We start from the raw sequence: 18,773 nt of genomic DNA on the forward strand, positions 1-18,773 counted from the left end.
GACTTTATGTGCAAAACACACCGTATATCGGCTACTCAAAAGAGATCTATATCACATTAGATATCCAGTATTGATTATTTGACCTTAGGTTAAAGATCAAAAAAGCGAGCCTCAGCTCGCTTCTTCATCAATGGTGTTTTTCGTCTAACAAATCGTCTTTGGCGGCCATTAAGTATTGTGCCATCGACCAGTAGGTTAGAATCGTTGCAACGTAGAGCGCGATATAGCCAACCCAAATCATCCAATCGTCATAGCGCCAGATAAGCACCCACAACGCGAACATCTGAGAAACCGTCTTAACCTTACCGACCCAAGAAACCGCAACGCTTGCACGTTTACCGATTTCAGCCATCCATTCGCGAAGCGCAGAGATGATGATCTCGCGAGCTATCATGGTCACAGCTGGGATAGTGACCCAAATTGAGTGGTAATGCTCAGTAATCAAAATAAGAGCCGTCGCAACCAGTACTTTGTCTGCGACTGGGTCAATAAAGGCACCAAAACGAGACGTTTGCCCTAACTTACGAGCAAGCATGCCATCTAACCAGTCAGTAAAACCCGCTACCCAAAAAACCATCGCAGCAGCAAAAGGAGCCCATTGGTAAGGTAGGTAAAAAACAACAACGAATACTGGGATCAAAAATAGTCTCAGTAAGGACAAAATGTTAGGTATATTCAAACGCATATTATTGGGCTCTTATTAATTGCGCTTTAATGGTGCGGGATTTTTACTATTGTTTCAATGCTTGATAAATGTTTTCTGCCAAAGAATGACTAATGCCCGGCACTTTGGCTATTTCTTCAACAGTTGCACGCTTAAGTTCTTGTAAGCCCCCCATGTATTTCAGCAAAGCTTGGCGACGCTTTGGCCCTATCCCTTCAATTCCTTCCAAGGCACTGGTTCGGCGCGTTTTACCACGCTTCGCTCTATGCCCTGCAATCGCATGATTATGGCTTTCGTCACGAATATGCTGAATAAGGTGCAAAGCGGGAGCATCACTTGGCAAATTAAACTCTTCCCCTTCAAGGGTAATGAGAGTCTCTAAACCAGGTTTACGCGTCACGCCTTTGGCAATACCCATCATTCTCGGTCTGAAAGGCCAATCTCCCCAATATTGAGAGATAATCTCATGAGCGCGGTTAAGTTGCCCTTTACCCCCATCGATAAAGATAATGTCTGGGATCTTATCAACATCAAGTTGCTTCGAATAACGTCTCTCAAGCGCCTGAGCCATTGCTGCGTAATCATCACCGCCGGTTATGCCTGTGATGTTGTAACGACGATACTCGGGCTTAACAGGGCCTTCTTGATTGAACACCACACAAGACGCGATGGTACTTTCACCCATGGTATGACTGATATCGAAACATTCCATGCGCTTAATCGCATCCATCGACAGCACTTCTTGAAGCTCTGTGAAACGCTGATTAATCGTCATTTTGTGATTAATCTTAGTGGTAATCGCCGTTAACGCATTAGTGTTCGACAATTTAAGATAACGACCACGAGTACCGGAAGGGTTTGTGTTGAAGTGGATCTTGCGACCCGCTACTTCACACAAGGCTTCCTGAATAGGAGTGACGTCTTCCATCAAATCAGCATTCAGAATCAAACGAGTTGGAATGGTTCTCGCTTCATTATGTGCTAGGTAATACTGGCTTAAGAAGCTAGAGAAAACCTCTTCACGTACCGTATTGTTCGGAATTTTAGGGAAATGGCTTCTACTGCCCAAGACTTTACCTTGGCGAATCATCAAGATGTGAATACACGCCACGCCATTCTCTTGAGCAAAGCCCAACACATCCATATCTTCCATGGAGTCGTCAGAGACGTATTGCTGTTCTTGCACGCGTCGAATCGCTTGGATCTGGTCACGGAAAGTCGCAGCTTGCTCAAAACGAAGCTCACGGCTTGCTGTATCCATCTTCTCGATGAGCGTTTCAAGTACTAACTTATCTTTTCCTTGCAGGAATAAACGAACATAGTCGACCAGTTCGCTGTACTCTTCGTCAGAAATGATTGAGCTAACACATGGCGCAGCACAACGACCAATCTGATACATCAAGCAAGGACGTGTTCTGTTGGCGTAAACCGTATCTTCACATTGGCGAGCAGGGAAGATTTTTTGGATTAGGTGTAGCGTCTCACGCACAGCGCCGGAGTCAGGGTAAGGACCAAAGTATTCTCCCTTTTTCTTTTTAGCACCACGGTGCATCGACAAACGAGGATGCTTGTGACCGCTAATGAAGATATAAGGGTACGACTTATCATCACGCAGGAGCACGTTATATTTTGGCAGGTACTGCTTGATGTAGTTGTGCTCAAGAATAAGAGCTTCGGTTTCCGTGTGCGTTACAGTGACATCAATCTTGTCGATGTTGCTGACTAGAGCGCGTGTTTTTTCACTGTCGACTTTTTTACGGAAATAACTAGAAAGGCGTTTTTTGAGGTTCTTAGCTTTACCGACGTAAATAACGACAGCCTCAGCGTTATACATTCGATAAACGCCGGGCTGCTCGGTTACTGTCTTGAGGAATGAGACTGAGTCAAACAAGTTGGTCACTATACGATCTCAGTGTTAAAGGGTCTCAGTGTCTAACATTCCATGTCTAATCGCTAAGTGTGTCAGCTCTACATCACCACTGATATCCAGCTTGCTGAACAAACGGTAGCGGTAACTATTGACTGTCTTAGGACTTAGATTGAGTTGTTCTGAAATATCCGTCACTTTCTGACCTTTGGTAATCATCATCATGATTTGAAGTTCACGTTCAGATAAGTCTGCGAATGGATTTTCAGACGCAGGCGAGAACTGGCTCAAAGCCATCTGCTGCGCAATTTCTGGTGAAATGTATCGTTGGCCACTGTTGACCACTCGAATTGCATTGACCATTTCATCCGGACCTGCCCCTTTAGTAAGGTAACCAGCAGCTCCAGCTTGCATCACTTTAGTTGGAAACGGATTTTCCGTATGAACAGTTAAAACGATGATTTTAACATCAGGGTTGAAACGCAAGATCTTCTTGGTTGCTTCTAAGCCACCAATACCAGGCATATTCATATCCATCAAAATAACGTCAGTATTGTTAGTACGACACCATTTTGCAGCATCTTCACCGCTTTCAGCTTCCCCTGCTACGTTCATTCCACGGACGTCTTCAATAATACGTCGTATCCCTGTGCGAACCAGCTCGTGATCATCTACAAGGAAAACATTTATCAAACTTGTATCTCCACACTATTAATTGGCTCTGCAACCACTGTGTCGTTTCATCTGTTTGAAACAATCGGACAAAGGAACAGTGGATCGCAGCATTGAGTACATCTTAACTTAATTACTAAAAAAAAGCTCTGTTGAATATGTGCTGAAACACTAACTTTAGCAAGTACTTATTTATAAACAAGTAAACTAAAATCATAAGCTTTCACTAAAAATCAACTAGTTAAAACAACACCCAATAAAATTACATAAGATAAAGATATTTTCAATACCATTAAATAGCCATTCTCGACTATTTCACTTTTTTGCTTACAGAGTCCCGTTATCTACTGCTGTTAACAAGTATTTAATGACTATCTTCGCAACCTATTGTGCGTAATCTGGCGCTAGATGGTAGTATTCACTCCCCCATATCAATAGGTTATTATATTGGATATTCAGCAAGGCTTTGTACTTACAAGACAGGCGAGAGATTTTTCTGGGCGTACACAAATCGACTTGTGGTTAAGCACGCCTCAAGGCCCTACTCTTCTGACTATTCAAAACGAAAAGCCGGTATTTTTTGTTGCTCAATCTGATGTGGCCGCTTGTGAGGTTATTGCGACTAAAGAGTCGATAGACTGCCAATTTAAACCGCTTGAGATCGCGACCTTCGAACAAACCCCTCTCGCGGCTTGTTATACCTCACTATCAAGAAGCAGTTTTGGTTTGGCACAAGCCTTTAACAACGAAGAAATCCAGACTTTTGAGAGCGACATTCGCCTTGCGGATCGCTTCCTAATGGAACGTTTTATCAAAGGAAGTATTGAGTTTACTGGAACAGCGGTACAAAAAAATCAACATCGTCGAGTCTCCAATGCTAAGTGCAGAGCGGGTAACTACTTACCCACGCTTTCGATGGTTTCTCTGGATATCGAATGTTCAGAAAAAGGCGTGCTCTACTCTATTGGTTTAGACAGCCCGATGGACAGCCGAGTGATCATGATTGGCGAGCCACAACAAGCCGAAACCAAGATCCAGTGGGTAGCTAATGAGAAAGCACTGCTTGAAGCGATGATCGCATGGTTCTCTGAATTTGACCCGGACATCATCATTGGTTGGAATGTCATTGACTTCGATTTCAGGCTCTTACACAAGCGGGCGGAATGGAATGAGGTAAAGCTCAATATTGGTCGAGATAATCAACCTAGCTTCTTCCGTAGCTCAGCACAAAGCCAACAAGGCTTCATCACTATTCCAGGGCGTGTTGTCTTAGATGGTATCGATATGCTGAAAACAGCAACCTACCACTTCAGATCTTGGTCGCTTGAATCAGTCTCACGCGAACTACTCGGTGAAGGTAAGGATATTCATAACGTTCATGACCGTATGGATGAGATTAATCGAATGTTCAAATTCGATAAGCCCTCACTGGCTAAATACAACCTGCAAGACTGTGTGTTGGTAAATCGAATCTTCGAACACACCCACCTACTCGATTTCGTTATAGAGCGCTCTCGCTTGACCGGAGTTGAGCTAGACCGTGTTGGCGGATCTGTTGCAGCCTTTACCAATTTATATTTACCTCAGATACACAGAGCAGGTTATGTTGCCCCGAATCTAGAGCCAGAGAACTGGATCGCTAGCCCTGGTGGCTATGTGATGGACTCCATCCCTAACCTGTATGACTCCGTTCTGGTGCTCGACTTCAAAAGCCTATACCCGTCCATCATTCGTTCATTTTTGATTGACCCTATGGGGTTAATCGAAGGGTTGAAATTGGAAATCGGCCCAGCTGAAAACCAAGCCGTTGATGGCTTTCGCGGTGGGCAATTTCACCGCACCAAACACTTCTTACCAGAGATGATCGAAAACCTTTGGGCTGCTCGTGACGTCGCAAAGAAGAACAACGAAAAAGCTTTCTCTCAAGCCATTAAGATCATCATGAACTCTTTCTATGGCGTGTTAGGTTCCTCTGGCTGCCGCTTCTTTGATACTCGCTTGGCGTCATCAATCACCATGCGTGGTCATGAAATCATGAAACAAACCAAGGTTCTGATCGAAGACAAGGGCTACCAAGTAATTTATGGGGATACCGACTCGACCTTCGTCTCCCTCAACGGCAGTTATGACCAAGAGCAAGCCGACGAGATTGGCCATCAACTGGTCGCTTATATTAACAACTGGTGGACCGAGCACCTAAAAGAGACCTATAACCTGACCTCAATTCTTGAATTAGAATACGAGACTCACTATCGAAAATTCCTGATGCCAACCATTCGTGGTTCGGAAACAGGCTCGAAGAAGCGCTATGCCGGTTTAATCAACCAAGGCGACCAAGAGAAGATCATTTTCAAAGGGCTTGAGAGCGCGCGAACAGACTGGACACCACTCGCGCAACAGTTCCAACAAACCTTATATGAAATGGTCTTCCACGACCAAGACCCAACCGACTACGTCAGACAGTTTGTTGATGAGACTTCAGCAGGTAAGCATGACGACTTGCTGGTTTACCAAAAGCGCCTGCGTCGCAAGTTACATGAGTACCAAAAGAACATTCCGCCACAAGTTCGGGCTGCCAGAATGGCTGATGAGGTCAATGCAAAACTAGGGCGCCCACTTCAGTACCAAAACAAAGGGCGTATTGAATACTTAATTACCTTAAATGGCCCAGAGCCCAAAGAGTATTTGAAGAGTGGTATCGATTATCAGCACTACATCGATAAGCAGATTAAACCGGTGGCAGAAGCAATCTTACCTTTCATTGGTTTAGATTTTGAGAGAGTCAGTGGGCAGCAATTAGGCTTATTCTAAGATTCGTATCGAGGTTCAATCAAAACAAAAAAGCAGAGGAATGTTCAATTCGCTCTGCTTTTTATATCTGTAGGTTACGAAGTTCTATCCGATTCGAAACTCTGTTTTCTGATATTGCTTAACCAGCCATTCCCCAAACCCATCCAGAATGCCGATCACTGAACGTTTCGGAATCGGTCGGCCTGAAAGCAATATACCCAGTCGTTGGATTTCGACCTCTCTGTCTGGGTGATACTTCAAGAACTGCTGACCACAAGCAACCGGGTTATCAAACCAATACTTATCACGGTACATCACCAAAGAGTAGCTCGCTCGTAGCAGCTTCTTGGCGATGATCACTTGCGCTGCGACTTGCTGTTCAGGCGTTGTTGCTCGCGCAATTTTGTTTCGATATACCGCTAACCAGTTTTCAACGTCCATATTCCAATGCTTGGCTATTTCCCAACTGGTTTCGAAATCACCATAACAATCTGATAAGTCTTCACCGTATACACACACCGACAGGTGCTTGAGCATAAACCCCCACGTGAAGATATTGTCGAAGTCGACCACTTCACTCACCAATGTGGTTTTTATTGCCACTTGAGTGACTTGAGGAAAGCTCTTTTGGAAGCGCCATTTAATGGTGTTTAACAGCGTTGTTCGCTGCTCAGGAAACGGACGGTGTGTCACCACAACCACGTCAAGATTTGAGCGACCGGCTACAGCTTGCTTGCGAGCAACACTGCCATAAATATAGACACTGTGAAGATTAGAACCCAGCCCACCTTTTAAGAAGGTAATCAGATCGTTAACCACTGGTTGAAATTCGGGTTGAAAAGGCTGTGTAGGGTCAATAACAGGTAACTGCATAGGTCGTTTCGGCAAATAAAATCATGATTTAACTGTGACTCTATGATCGCTTAGGTGACTTTATGATTCAAGCTATTCCTATTTATAGCATCTCCGAGATATAATCAGCGGATAGACCCACTAAGGACAAACACAAAATGCCTAGAGCAAGTGAAATTAAAAAAGGTTTTGCTATCACAGTAGAAAGCAAAACAGTCATTGTTAAAGATATCGAAGTAACAACACCAGGTGGCCGTGGCGGTCAAAAGATTTACCGTTTCCGTGGTAACGACGTAGCAACTGGCGTTAAAACTGAAGTTCGCCACAAGGCTGACGAAATCGTTGAAACGATCGATGTAACTAAGCGTGCAGTAATGTTCTCTTACGTTGATGGCAACGAGTACATCTTCATGGACAACGAAGATTACACACAATTCATCTTCAACGGTGAAACTATCGAAGACGAGCTACTGTTCATCAACGAAGACACTCAAGGCATGTACGCTATCCTTATCGACGGCAACGCAGCAACACTTGAGCTACCAACGTCTGTTGAGCTAGTTATCGAAGAGACTGACCCTTCAATCAAAGGTGCATCAGCGTCTGCTCGTACTAAGCCTGCTCGTCTTTCTACAGGTCTTACTATCCAAGTACCTGAGTACATCGCGACTGGCGACAAAGTAGTAGTAAACACTGCTGAACGTAAATACATGAACCGCGCAAGCTAAGATACTTATTATGACCGAAGCTAACGACCTAATGTCTTATGACGACGCAATTGATACTGCATACGACATCTTCCTAGAGATGGCACCCGATAACCTTGAACCTGCAGATGTGATTCTATTCACGGCTCAGTTTGAAGACCGTGGCGCTGCAGAGCTTGTTGAAACAGGTGATGATTGGGTTGAACATGTTGGCTTTGAAGTCGACAAAGAAATCTACGCAGAAGTGCGCATTGGTCTTGTGAATGAAGCTGATGACGTTCTAGACGACGTATTTGCTCGCATGCTAATCAGCCGTGACCCAGAGCATAAGTTCTGTCACATGCTGTGGAAGCGCGACTAATACGACTGCTGACGCTCAACTTCATGAGTAAACAAGCACTCATGTAAACGAGTTAAAAATCTAGCCGAGCCACTTGCTCGGCTATTTTTATCACGCTACTTCCCTGCATGAGAACTCTCTTTCTTTATCAACTTTATATTCACTGATATGACCAAAGCAAAAACAGACACACAATCCAAAGGCTATGCCTGCATTGGCCTAGTTAACCCAAAGACGCCTGAAAACGTAGGCTCTGTAATGCGAGCGGCTGGCTGCTACGGCGCTAACTCTGTGTTCTACACAGGCACACGCTACGATCATGCGCGAAAATTCCATACCGACACCAAAGAGAAGCACTTAGAGCTGCCACTGATTGGCGTTGAAGAGCTGAAAGACATTATTCCAGTAGGCTGCGTGCCTGTGGCCGTTGATCTGATTGAAGGTGCGAAGCCTCTACCGGATTACAAACACCCACCACGCGCGTTTTATATTTTTGGCCCAGAAGATGGCACGCTAAAGAAAGAAATCACTGATTTCTGCCGCGACACGATTTACGTTCCAACCAATGGTTGCATGAACCTCGCTGCATCTGTGAACGTGGTACTTTACGACCGCTTGGCCAAGGGTGATAACTTTTCGAATCATAAGTAGAAGATACGAGATACGAGATACGAGATACGAGCAGATTATAGATGCGCGTCAACGAGATAAGAGATGCGAAGAGCACGCTTACTGCGTTTATGGCAGCATGCTTTCGATACTCGATTACTCGCATCTTCTATTGGCTTAGATGTAAAAAAACCTGCTCAATGAGCAGGTTTTTTAGTATTCAGTGCTTTAAGACAATGAAGCTTTAAGCTTGAGAACTTACATCATTACTGACGAGTTCTTGGCTTAGCTGGTTTAGCCGGACGACCGTTGTTTGTCTTTGGCTTGCTTTTGTTCGCTTGAGGCTTGCCTTTCGCTGCTGGAGCACTACGACCTGAATCAGGTGTTGTAGTACCACGAGTAGCTGGCTTCTTGCGTTTAGCTTGGTTGCTACGGCCTTTTGGCGCATTTGCGCGCTCTTCGTGACGCTTGACAGCGCGACGAATTTTCTGGCTACGAGAACGCTCACGCTTGCGAGAAGTGTTTGAAGGATCAAGGTCCAACAGTGTCTCTTTCTCTGGCTTAAGTTCTACAAGCTCACGCAGGTAGTTTACTTCTTGAAGATCTAGCTCTTTCCAACCGCCACGAGGCAGTTTCTTGTCAAGGTAGATATCACCGTAACGTACACGCTTCAAGCGGCTTACTGTTGTTTCTTGTGATTCCCAAAGACGACGAACCTCACGGTTACGACCTTCGTTAATCGCTACGTAGAAAGTATGGTTCATACCTTCACCACCAGCGTAAACCACATCTTCGAAACGAGCCATGCCGTCTTCTAGTTCAACACCGCGCACAAGGTTCTTAACCTTCTGCTCAGTAACTTCACCAAATACACGTACTAGGTACTCACGCTCAACCTGACGGCTTGGGTGCATTAGACGGTTTGCAAGTTCACCATCGGTAGTGAAAAGCAAAAGACCAGACGTGTTCGCATCAAGACGACCAACCGAAATCCAACGAGAACCACGGATCTTAGGTAGACGATCGAAAACTGTGCGGCGACCTTCAGGATCATGACGAGTACATAGCTCACCTTCAGGTTTGTAGTAAGCAAGTACACGACAAACCACTTCTTCAGACGCTTTACCTGAAACAGTATGGCCATCGATACGGATCACTGAGTTCTCGTCTTCAAGACGCTCGCCCAGTTTCGCAACTTGCCCGTTAACACTTACACGGCCAGATTTGATTAAACCTTCTAGTTCACGACGAGAACCGTGACCAGCTCGCGCTAAAACCTTCTGTAATTTTTCGCTCATTTACTCTTTTCTACCTAATTGTCGTCTTCACAGACGTCGAATGAATTTTTCGCGACCAAATCGCGGTCGCGTATTATCGCAAATTACCTGCCAAAAAGCACTTGTTATTTACTTATGGCAGGCGCTCTGTATCGTTACAGACTGTTAACCAGTAATGCGATTATTCAAACGGCGCTGGATCACCGGCACCACGGCGCAGAATGACAGCATCATCGTCGCTGAAGTCAATCACTGTGGTCGGTTGTTCACCTAAGTAGCCACCATTCAAAATAACATCAACAGCGTGTTCTAGGCTGTCGCGAATTTCTTCTGGATCCGACTCTGTTGTCTCATTACCCGGTAAGATAAGAGATGTAGACATCAATGGCTCACCCATCGCTTCTAACAGGTCTAGAGCGATCTTGTTGTCTGGTACACGAATACCAATGGTTTTACGTTTCGCGTTCATCAAACGCTTTGGCACTTCTTTGGTCGCTTTAAAAATAAACGTATAAGCACCTGGCGTATGAGCCTTAAGCAGACGAAAAGCAACGTTATCTACGCGTGCATACAGTGACAGCTCAGACAAGTCACGGCATAACAGAGTGAAGTTATGCTTATCGTCGATACGACGAATCTTACAAATACGTTCTAGTGCTTGTTTGTTCTCAAGCTGACAACCCAGCGCATAGCCTGAGTCTGTTGGATAAACCACAACACCGCCATTACGAACAATCGCAACCGCTTGATTGATTAAACGTGCTTGTGGGTTATCTGGGTGTACATAAAAAAACTGGCTCATTATTGATCCTCGTTATCGAATCTCTCGACTCTATCATCAGAAGGAGCTGCTTCACTTAGATACTGACATCGCTATCAGATGGTGAAACCGTTTGAAACTCCCAATCTTTCCATACTTCTTCGACCCCAGAAGGTAGCCAGAGATTGCGTCCAAGTTCCATCCAAGGAGATGGATAATGGAAGTCGCTGCCTTGGGAGGCTAATAGTTTGTATTGTATAGCATAATCCGCAAGAGTGCGTCTTTCTTGTTGTGCTTGTTGAGGTTGTGCCACTTCCATCGCGTCGCCTTTTGCCTCAACAAATGCAGTCAGTAGACGCTTAACCCACTTAGCAGTAAAACCATATCGGCCTGGGTGCGCTAATACCGCTTGTCCACCAGCGGCGTGAATGGCCGTGACAGCATCACTCATTGAGCACCAAGTTGGTGGCACGTAACCTGGGTTATTGCGAGTAAGAAACTTTTTGAACACTTGCTGCATGGTTTTCGCATAACCGTTATCGACTAACCACTTAGCAAAATGGGCGCGAGTGATCGGTGCATCGCCAGCAATCAACTTAACCTCTTCTAATACCCCTTCGCGTGTTGCTTTCTCAAGGCGCTGAGCAATCAGTTCTGCACGGCCAATTCGGTGCTGCTTCTGTTGTTCAATAAGAGCTTTCAGTTCTGGTGACTCAGGGTCGACGTTTAAACCAACAATATGAATATCTTTGTTTTGCCATACTGTGGAGATTTCGATGCCATTTATCAGCTGAATAGGAAGATTGTTATCCGCAATATAGTTGCGCGCTTCAGCAAGCCCATCCGTCGTATCATGATCTGTAATCGCTAACGCTTCGATGTTAAAGCTTAGCGCTCGGTCAATTAGCTCAGGTGGAGTAAGTCGGCCATCTGAGGCTGTTGTATGACTATGTAGATCAATTCTCATATATTCTTTTTCATTGTTTTCAATTTTTATCGTTATATTTGTGTCAACACACTTGACCCGCAAGCAGAAAACTAGTTAACTAGTACACAAATACGAAGTATCACATTTGATAGGTTCACCATGTTACAAGAATTTAACCAAGACCATAAAGATAAAGTTTTAGAACTTTCTTCAGAAGAAGCAAGTTCAGAGCTTAATTGGTGGCGCACTTGGACAAGTTCTTGGTGGGCTAACGTATACTTCTAATTAAACAGTTTGTTTATAAAAAAGTTATCACTAAGCCCGCTTCCATAGCGGGCTTTTTAATTTGTCGAACATCTCACATTCAACTGACTAACAAATCATCGAATTGACCATATTCTAGATTGGGTGAAAGGTATCTTTATGCGACTATGTACGGCAGGAAATTTAAAGAATCATAAAGGAGGTCTTGTGAACAAGGCCATTGAAATCAAAAAGCTGGGAACCATTGAGGTCATCAATTCTTCAGTTCCTTACTCGCAAGATCCAACCAGTGTTTTCCATACCTTGTGTGAAAACAAAACAGACAGTTTGCTGTTGGAATCTGCTGAGATTGAATCTAAACAGAACCTGACAAGCCTACTCCTTATCGACTCTGCTGTTCGCATTGTATGCCGCGAACATGAAGTAACCTTTCAAGCCCTGACTAAAAACGGTCAAGCGCTTATCGAACACCTAACTCAAAACGTGAAAGCAGAGATTAAATCTGATTTGACGGATAACTTACTGACGCTGACTTTTGTTGAGCCGAGCAACGAATTAGACGAAGACTCACGCTTAAGAGAAGCTTCTTCTTTCGATGCACTACGTTTGGTTCAGCACAGCTTTGAGCAAGACGCTGATAATAAGCACGCGTTATTCATGGCTGGCCTATTCGCTTACGACATCGTGGCGAACTTTGAACCGCTAGGCGATGCTGAAGCAACCAACAACTGCCCTGACTTTGTATTCTACGTGGCTGAAACCCTGCTTCGTTTCGACCACCAAGAGAACCAAGGTCTGCTTCACGCAAGCTTGTTCGCTCAAGACGAAAGCATCAAAGCACAACTAACTGAGCGTTTAGCCGACATTCAAACACAATGTCAGTCACTCAAAGCCATCACGGAAGTGACGCCACTAGACAACGTGGAAGCGGTACCAAGCGTTTCTGATGAAGATTTCTGTCAAACGGTTCGTGACCTAAAAGAGTACGTAGTAAAAGGCGATGTGTTCCAAGTCGTACCATCACGCCGCTTCACGCTTCCTTGTCCCGCTCCACTAGCCGCTTACAAAGAATTAAAACAAAGTAACCCAAGCCCTTACATGTTCTACATGCAAGATGAGCTATTTACGCTGTTTGGTGCCTCTCCAGAAAGCGCGCTGAAATACGAAACTGAAACCAACCAAATTGAGATCTACCCAATTGCGGGTACTCGTCGTCGCGGTAAGCGTCCTGACGGTCAAATCGATTTCGACCTAGACAGCCGTATCGAGCTTGAACTGCGCACCGACAAGAAAGAAAACGCAGAACACATGATGCTTGTCGACCTAGCTCGTAATGACGTTGCGCGCATTGCCGAAGCTGGCACTCGCCACGTGGCAGACCTGCTAAAAGTAGACCGCTACAGCCATGTGATGCACTTGGTTTCTCGTGTTGTTGGTCAGCTACGTGAAGATTTAGATGCCCTACACGCTTACCAAGCTTGTATGAATATGGGCACCCTAACAGGCGCGCCAAAAATCCGTGCAATGCAGCTTATCCGTGATGTAGAAAAAACGCGTCGTGGTAGCTATGGCGGTGCGGTAGGTTACCTAACAGGTGAAGGCACGTTAGATACCTGTATCGTGATTCGCTCTGCTTACGTTGAAGATGGAGTTGCACAAGTACAAGCTGGTGCTGGTGTAGTGTTCGACTCAGATCCACAAGCAGAAGCCGATGAAACTCGCGGCAAAGCTCAAGCGGTTATTTCAGCGATTCAAGCTGCTCACACTAAAAACATCTCTAACAAGAAGGAGTCGTAATCATGGCTGATATTGTATTCATCGATAACTTCGACTCGTTCACTTACAACCTTGTAGACCAGTTCCGCTCATTGGGTCACAACGTAAAAATATACCGTAACAACATCTCTGCAAAGGTAGTGGAAGCGGCAATCAACGAACTAGACAACCCTGTTGCTCTACTTTCACCAGGTCCTGGCGCTCCAGCAGACGCGGGCTGCATGCCTGAGTTAATTCAGCTGCTAAAAGGCAAGGTGCCAATGATTGGTATCTGCTTAGGTCACCAAGCGATCGTTGAAGCTTATGGAGGCACCGTTGCAGGCGCAGGCGAAATCATTCATGGTAAGGTGTCGATGATGGAGCACCAAAATCATGCGACTTACCAAGGCTTACCTTCTCCACTGGCTATTGCTCGCTACCACTCTCTGGTTGCTACCCATGTATCAGATAGCCTAACGGTAACCGCTGAAGTCGATGGTTTGGTCATGTCTGTGGTTCAAGAACAAGACAAAGTATGTGGATTCCAATTCCACCCAGAATCAATTATGACCACCTACGGTGCAACGCTTCTAGCGAACGCTATCGAATGGGCTCTTGAGAAGAACGACACCCTTGATAAAAAGGCTAACTAGGAAACGATCATGGAACAGATTAATAAACTTTACGAACAGCAGTCTCTTACTCAAGAAGAAAGCCAACAGTTATTCGACGTTATCATCAAGGGTGAACTAGACCCAATCCTGATGGCTTCTGCACTGACTGCACTGAAAATCAAAGGCGAGACGCCAGAAGAAATCGCCGGTGCGGCGAAAGCACTGCTTGCTAATGCAAACCCGTTCCCACGCCCAGATTACGATTTTGCAGATATCGTAGGTACAGGCGGCGACGGTCACAACACCATTAATATTTCGACAACTTCAGCATTTGTTGCCGCGGCATGTGGTTTAAAAGTTGCGAAACACGGTAACCGCAGTGTATCGAGCAAATCAGGCTCTTCTGACCTACTGGATTCGTTTGGCATCAACCTAGCGATGACGGCGGAAGACACGCGTACGGCTGTCGATGAGCTTGGCGTAGCATTCCTATTTGCTCCGCAATACCACGGTGGCGTGCGTCACGCGATGCCAGTTCGTCAAACGATGAAAACACGTACTATCTTCAATATCCTTGGCCCACTGATTAACCCTGCTCGCCCTAACATCGAGCTAATGGGTGTTTACAGCAAAGAGCTTGTACGCCCTATCGCAGAAACCATGCTGCAAATGGGTATGAAGCGCGCGGCGGTTGTTCACGGTAGCGGACTTGATGAAGTCGCCATTCACGGCGAAACGATCGTTGCAGAGATCAAAGATGGCGCAATTCACGAGTACACAGTGACGCCGGCAGACTTTGGTTTGAACACTCACCCGCTTGAAGCAATCAAGGGCGGCGAGCCAGAAGAAAACAAAGCTATCACAACAGATATCCTGACGGGTAAAGGCACTGAAGCCCAAGTTGGCGCAGTAGCCGTAAACGTTGCTCTATTGATGCGCCTATTTGGTCACGAAGACCTAAAAGCCAACGCACAACAGGCCATTGACGCGATGAACTCTGGCAAAGCCTACGAGCTTGTACAAAAGCTTGCTGCTCACGCCTAACGAACGACGAATTGAGACAAAGAACATGACACAGACTACCGATAAACTGTCGACCCACGTTTCAGTTAAAGAAGCTGAAATGGCGGAAGTATTAGCAAAAATCGTTCGTGATAAATACCAATGGGTTGAAGCGCGTAAACAAGCTCAGCCACTGGAAGGGTTTAAAGCAGCGTTAACCGAAGCAGACCGCAGTTTTTATGATGCACTGAGCGGCGAACAGACGGTTTTCATTACTGAATGTAAAAAGGCATCACCGTCAAAAGGTTTGATCCGTGACGAGTTCGACCTGGACTACATTGCATCGGTTTACAACAATCATGCAAACGCAATTTCAGTGTTGACCGACGAAAAGTACTTCCAAGGTGACTTTGAGTTTTTACCTAAGGTTCGCAGCATCGCTAAGCAGCCAATCCTGTGCAAAGACTTCATGGTGGATACCTACCAAGTTTACTTAGCTCGTCACTACTCGGCAGATGCTATCTTGTTGATGCTATCGGTATTGGATGACGAAGAGTACCAAGCTCTTGCTGAGGTTGCTCACTCACTCAACATGGGTGTCCTTACTGAAGTCAGCAACGAAGAAGAGTTGCATCGCGCAGTCGCTCTGAACGCTAAGGTGATCGGCATTAACAACCGTAACCTGCGTGACCTGTCGACGGATTTGAATCGTACAAAAGAACTAGCCCCACTACTACGTGAACTAGCACCTAATGCAGTCGTAATTTCAGAGTCTGGTATCTACACACACCAACAAGTGCGTGACCTTTCAACATTTGCAGATGGCTTCCTAATTGGTAGCTCTCTTATGGCTGAAAAGAACCTTGAACTGGCCGTTCGTAAAGTAACGCTGGGCGAAAACAAGGTGTGTGGTTTAACTCATCCTAACGATGCTGCCAAGGCGTATCAAGCTGGCGCGGTATTCGGTGGTCTGATTTTCGTGGAAGCGTCTAAGCGTCATGTGGATATCGAAGCGGCTCGTTTAACGATGAGCGGTGCGCCATTGAACTACGTGGGTGTGTTCCAAAACCACAGCGTGGCAGATGTGGCTAACACGGTTTCTGAGCTCGGTTTGTTCGCTGTACAACTGCACGGCGATGAGTCTCAAGCCTATGTTGATGAGCTAAAACAATCACTGCCTGAAAATGTTGAGATCTGGAAAGCTTACGGTGTGGCTTGCGACGCTGAGAGCGCGTTACCAGAATTACTGGAAAGCAACGTGACTCGTCACCTGCTAGATAGCAAAGTGGGTTCTCAAACTGGCGGTACCGGTCAAGCGTTCGATTGGAGCCTGATCAACAACCAAAGCGCAATCATGTTGGCCGGTGGTCTAAACCCAGAAAATGCTAACCAAGCGGCTAAGTTGGGCTGTTTAGGGTTAGACCTAAATTCTGGTGTTGAATCTGCTCCAGGTAAAAAAGACGCAGACAAACTGCAACGCGCTTTTGCAGAGATTCGTAATTACTAGTCAGGCTTTTAAAAGCAATAATCAGCACTAGAGCTAGAAAGCGGAAATTAAAACACATTTGTGAGCTTTGCCTTAGCGAGGCTCAAACAAGACTAAAAGACTTGGTGTGAAGACACGCCAATAGAATTGAAGGAATAAGATAATGGCTAAACTCGATGCCTACTTCGGTGAATACGGTGGTCAATACGTACCGCAGATCCTAGTGCCAGCACTAGACCAACTTGAACAAGCATTTATCGATGCACAAGCCGATCCTGAGTTCCGCAGTGAATTCATGACGCTTCTTCAAGAGTACGCGGGTCGTCCAACGGCACTAACGCTAACTCGCAACCTAACTAAAGGTACAAAGACCAAACTTTACCTAAAACGTGAAGACCTACTTCACGGTGGTGCACACAAAACCAACCAAGTACTTGGTCAGGCTCTACTTGCTAAGCGTATGGGCAAAAATGAAATCATCGCTGAAACAGGTGCGGGTCAACACGGTGTTGCGACGGCTCTCGCTTGTGCTCTATTGGGTCTTAAGTGTCGCGTTTACATGGGTGCTAAAGACGTTGAACGTCAAAGCCCGAACGTGTTCCGTATGAAGCTAATGGGCGCAGAGGTTATCCCTGTTCATTCTGGTTCTTCTACGCTAAAAGATGCATGTAACGAAGCACTTCGTGACTGGTCTGCAACTTATGAAGATGCACACTACCTACTAGGTACGGCTGCAGGTCCTCACCCATTCCCAACCATCGTTCGTGACTTCCAACGCATGATTGGTGAAGAAACCAAGAACCAAATTCTAGCTCGAGAAGGTCGCCTTCCAGATGCCGTTATCGCTTGTGTTGGCGGCGGTTCAAACGCTATCGGCATGTTTGCTGATTTCATCGAAGAAGAAACGGTTCGCCTAATCGGTGTTGAGCCAGCGGGTAAAGGTATTGATACCGACCAACACGGCGCGCCGCTTAAGCACGGTAAAACAGGTATCTTCTTTGGTATGAAAGCACCATTGATGCAAGATGAGAACGGCCAAGTAGAAGAGTCTTACTCTGTATCTGCGGGTCTAGACTTCCCATCAGTTGGCCCTCAACACGCTCACCTGAACGCAATTGGCCGTGCTGAATACGAAAACGTAACCGATGATGAAGCGCTAGAAGCGTTCCAATCTATCGCACGTAATGAAGGTATCCTCGCAGCGCTAGAGTCATCTCATGCTTTAGCTCATGCAATCAAAATGGCTCACGACGAACCAGAAAAAGAACAACTATTAGTCGTTAACTTGTCTGGTCGTGGTGACAAAGACATTTTCTCTGTACACGACATCCTTAAAGAGAAAGGAGCACTATAATGGATCGCTATCAATCACTATTCACTCGCTTAGCTGAAAAGAATCAGGGTGCATTTGTACCATTCGTAACGGTTGGCGATCCTAACCCTGAACAGTCTCTTAAGATCATGGAAACTTTGGTTGAAGCAGGTGCTGATGCGCTGGAACTTGGTATCCCGTTCTCTGATCCACTGGCTGATGGCCCAACAATCCAAGGTGCGAACATTCGTGCGTTAGATTCTAAAGTAACGCCTGATGTGTGTTTCGATCTTATTGGTCAAATCCGCGCAAAATACCCAGAGCTACCGATTGGTCTATTGATGTACGCGAACTTGGTTTACGCACGTGGCATCGAGAGCTTCTATGAGCGTTGTGCCAACGCTGGTATCGACTCAGTATTGATCGCAGACGTACCGACAAACGAAAGTAGCGAGTTTGTCGCTGCAGCGAAGAAGTTTGGCGTTCACCCAATCTTCATTGCACCACCAACAGCAAGCGACGAAACACTTAAATCCGTGTCAGAACTTGGTGGCGGCTACACTTACCTACTTTCTCGTGCTGGCGTAACGGGTGCAGAAACTAAAGCAAACATGCCAGTAACCGCACTACTTGACCGTTTGAACAAGTTCGACGCGCCACCAGCACTGCTTGGTTTCGGCATCTCGGCTCCTGAGCAGGTAAAAGAAGCGATTCAAGCTGGCGCTGCAGGTGCTATCTCTGGCTCAGCGGTTGTAAAAATCATTGAGAATAACGTTGAACAGCCAGAAGCAATGCTTAAAACACTGGCTGAGTTTGTTGCGCCGATGAAAGCGGCAACACAGAAGTAATGGTTAGCACCTGCTAAACACGACGT

The 18,773-nt window shown here is 45.8% G+C and carries 18 protein-coding genes and 1 other annotated feature; of the genes, 11 read left to right on the forward strand and 7 right to left on the reverse strand.

Annotated elements, in window-relative coordinates; all coding sequences use genetic code 11:
- Window positions 1-127: 127 nt before the first annotated feature.
- From pgsA to uvrY, 3 genes are read right to left on the reverse strand one after another with little or no spacing between them, the layout of a single operon-like run.
- Complete coding sequence (gene pgsA / locus OH460_RS13535; protein WP_004741263.1) at window positions 128-685, reverse strand: CDP-diacylglycerol--glycerol-3-phosphate 3-phosphatidyltransferase; 558 nt, start codon at window positions 683-685, stop codon at window positions 128-130.
- Window positions 686-731: 46 nt separating this feature from the next.
- Complete coding sequence (gene uvrC / locus OH460_RS13540; protein ID WP_269997819.1) at window positions 732-2,564, reverse strand: excinuclease ABC subunit UvrC; 1,833 nt, start codon at window positions 2,562-2,564, stop codon at window positions 732-734.
- Between the two features lie 15 nt (window positions 2,565-2,579).
- On the reverse strand, window positions 2,580-3,224 hold the full coding sequence (uvrY, locus tag OH460_RS13545) for a UvrY/SirA/GacA family response regulator transcription factor (protein ID WP_004729778.1): 645 nt from the start codon (window positions 3,222-3,224) through the stop codon (window positions 2,580-2,582).
- A gap of 426 nt (window positions 3,225-3,650) precedes the next feature.
- Here uvrY and OH460_RS13550 point away from each other — a divergent pair, with 426 nt between their 5' ends.
- The gene (locus tag OH460_RS13550) at window positions 3,651-6,014 is read left to right on the forward strand and encodes a DNA polymerase II (protein WP_269997822.1); all 2,364 of its coding nucleotides are present in this window, start codon (window positions 3,651-3,653) and stop codon (window positions 6,012-6,014) included.
- 84 nt (window positions 6,015-6,098) lie between these two features.
- On the opposite strand, the gene OH460_RS13555 is transcribed toward OH460_RS13550, so the two are convergent.
- Complete coding sequence (locus OH460_RS13555; RefSeq protein ID WP_019821130.1) at window positions 6,099-6,866, reverse strand: elongation factor P; 768 nt, start codon at window positions 6,864-6,866, stop codon at window positions 6,099-6,101.
- Between the two features lie 137 nt (window positions 6,867-7,003).
- Here OH460_RS13555 and efpL point away from each other — a divergent pair, with 137 nt between their 5' ends.
- From efpL to OH460_RS13570, 3 genes are all read left to right on the forward strand, one after another.
- Entirely contained in the window at window positions 7,004-7,573 is a 570-nt protein-coding gene (gene efpL / locus OH460_RS13560) for an elongation factor P-like protein EfpL (RefSeq protein ID WP_004741259.1), read from the forward strand.
- A 10-nt stretch (window positions 7,574-7,583) separates the two neighbouring features.
- Complete coding sequence (locus OH460_RS13565) at window positions 7,584-7,913, forward strand: HI1450 family dsDNA-mimic protein (protein ID WP_004741258.1); 330 nt, start codon at window positions 7,584-7,586, stop codon at window positions 7,911-7,913.
- A 147-nt stretch (window positions 7,914-8,060) separates the two neighbouring features.
- Window positions 8,061-8,543: an RNA methyltransferase gene (locus OH460_RS13570; RefSeq protein WP_004741257.1), complete on the forward strand. Its 483-nt coding sequence runs from the start codon at window positions 8,061-8,063 to the stop codon at window positions 8,541-8,543.
- A gap of 224 nt (window positions 8,544-8,767) precedes the next feature.
- On the opposite strand, the gene rluB is transcribed toward OH460_RS13570, so the two are convergent.
- The 3 genes from rluB to rnm all read right to left on the reverse strand — a co-directional run bounded on the left by rluB (window position 8,768) and on the right by rnm (window position 11,505).
- Window positions 8,768-9,799 (reverse strand): 23S rRNA pseudouridine(2605) synthase RluB, encoded by a 1,032-nt coding sequence (gene rluB, locus OH460_RS13575; RefSeq protein ID WP_239930976.1) that lies wholly within the window; start codon window positions 9,797-9,799, stop codon window positions 8,768-8,770.
- Between the two features lie 160 nt (window positions 9,800-9,959).
- Window positions 9,960-10,580: an L-threonylcarbamoyladenylate synthase gene (locus OH460_RS13580; protein WP_004741255.1), complete on the reverse strand. Its 621-nt coding sequence runs from the start codon at window positions 10,578-10,580 to the stop codon at window positions 9,960-9,962.
- 55 nt (window positions 10,581-10,635) lie between these two features.
- Window positions 10,636-11,505, reverse strand: coding sequence for an RNase RNM (gene rnm / locus OH460_RS13585; protein WP_008224411.1), 870 nt, complete (start codon window positions 11,503-11,505; stop codon window positions 10,636-10,638).
- A 120-nt stretch (window positions 11,506-11,625) separates the two neighbouring features.
- On the opposite strand from rnm, the gene OH460_RS13590 reads away from it, so the two are divergent.
- The 7 genes from OH460_RS13590 (at window position 11,626) to trpA (ending at window position 18,747) form a co-directional block, all read left to right on the forward strand.
- Entirely contained in the window at window positions 11,626-11,751 is a 126-nt protein-coding gene (locus OH460_RS13590) for a Trp operon leader peptide (protein ID WP_269997834.1), read from the forward strand.
- Window positions 11,698-11,812: a sequence feature (Trp leader region), on the forward strand. Its footprint overlaps the gene before it by 54 nt.
- Before the next feature lie 125 nt (window positions 11,813-11,937).
- Window positions 11,938-13,527, forward strand: a complete 1,590-nt coding sequence (locus tag OH460_RS13595; RefSeq protein WP_269997836.1) for an anthranilate synthase component 1 — start codon at window positions 11,938-11,940, stop codon at window positions 13,525-13,527.
- Window positions 13,528-13,529: 2 nt separating this feature from the next.
- Window positions 13,530-14,138, forward strand: coding sequence for an aminodeoxychorismate/anthranilate synthase component II (locus OH460_RS13600; RefSeq protein ID WP_019821126.1), 609 nt, complete (start codon window positions 13,530-13,532; stop codon window positions 14,136-14,138).
- A 9-nt stretch (window positions 14,139-14,147) separates the two neighbouring features.
- Window positions 14,148-15,143: an anthranilate phosphoribosyltransferase gene (trpD, locus tag OH460_RS13605; RefSeq protein WP_137407454.1), complete on the forward strand. Its 996-nt coding sequence runs from the start codon at window positions 14,148-14,150 to the stop codon at window positions 15,141-15,143.
- A gap of 25 nt (window positions 15,144-15,168) precedes the next feature.
- A complete protein-coding gene (gene trpCF / locus OH460_RS13610; RefSeq protein ID WP_269997838.1) occupies window positions 15,169-16,608 on the forward strand; it encodes a bifunctional indole-3-glycerol-phosphate synthase TrpC/phosphoribosylanthranilate isomerase TrpF in 1,440 nt (479 codons plus the stop codon).
- 142 nt (window positions 16,609-16,750) lie between these two features.
- Window positions 16,751-17,941 carry a tryptophan synthase subunit beta gene (gene trpB / locus OH460_RS13615; protein WP_061032809.1) on the forward strand — a complete coding sequence of 397 codons (1,191 nt, stop codon included), beginning with the start codon at window positions 16,751-16,753 and terminating at the stop codon, window positions 17,939-17,941.
- A complete protein-coding gene (gene trpA, locus OH460_RS13620) occupies window positions 17,941-18,747 on the forward strand; it encodes a tryptophan synthase subunit alpha (RefSeq protein ID WP_239939860.1) in 807 nt (268 codons plus the stop codon). Before trpB ends, trpA begins: the two co-directional genes overlap by 1 nt.
- Window positions 18,748-18,773 lie beyond the last annotated feature (26 nt).

Source organism: Vibrio sp. Makdt (assembly GCF_027587015.1).
GTDB lineage: Bacteria > Pseudomonadota > Gammaproteobacteria > Enterobacterales > Vibrionaceae > Vibrio > Vibrio chagasii_B.

Coding starts and splice junctions, on each gene's coding strand:
- pgsA (WP_004741263.1), bottom strand. CDS start 685: ATGCGTTTGAATATACCTAACATTTTGTCCTTACTGAGACTATTTTTG.
- OH460_RS13555 (WP_019821130.1), bottom strand. CDS start 6,866: ATGCAGTTACCTGTTATTGACCCTACACAGCCTTTTCAACCCGAATTT.
- efpL (WP_004741259.1), top strand. CDS start 7,004: ATGCCTAGAGCAAGTGAAATTAAAAAAGGTTTTGCTATCACAGTAGAA.
- OH460_RS13565 (WP_004741258.1), top strand. CDS start 7,584: ATGACCGAAGCTAACGACCTAATGTCTTATGACGACGCAATTGATACT.
- OH460_RS13570 (WP_004741257.1), top strand. CDS start 8,061: ATGACCAAAGCAAAAACAGACACACAATCCAAAGGCTATGCCTGCATT.
- rluB (WP_239930976.1), bottom strand. CDS start 9,799: ATGAGCGAAAAATTACAGAAGGTTTTAGCGCGAGCTGGTCACGGTTCT.
- OH460_RS13580 (WP_004741255.1), bottom strand. CDS start 10,580: ATGAGCCAGTTTTTTTATGTACACCCAGATAACCCACAAGCACGTTTA.
- rnm (WP_008224411.1), bottom strand. CDS start 11,505: ATGAGAATTGATCTACATAGTCATACAACAGCCTCAGATGGCCGACTT.
- OH460_RS13590 (WP_269997834.1), top strand. CDS start 11,626: ATGTTACAAGAATTTAACCAAGACCATAAAGATAAAGTTTTAGAACTT.
- OH460_RS13600 (WP_019821126.1), top strand. CDS start 13,530: ATGGCTGATATTGTATTCATCGATAACTTCGACTCGTTCACTTACAAC.
- trpD (WP_137407454.1), top strand. CDS start 14,148: ATGGAACAGATTAATAAACTTTACGAACAGCAGTCTCTTACTCAAGAA.
- trpCF (WP_269997838.1), top strand. CDS start 15,169: ATGACACAGACTACCGATAAACTGTCGACCCACGTTTCAGTTAAAGAA.
- trpB (WP_061032809.1), top strand. CDS start 16,751: ATGGCTAAACTCGATGCCTACTTCGGTGAATACGGTGGTCAATACGTA.
- trpA (WP_239939860.1), top strand. CDS start 17,941: ATGGATCGCTATCAATCACTATTCACTCGCTTAGCTGAAAAGAATCAG.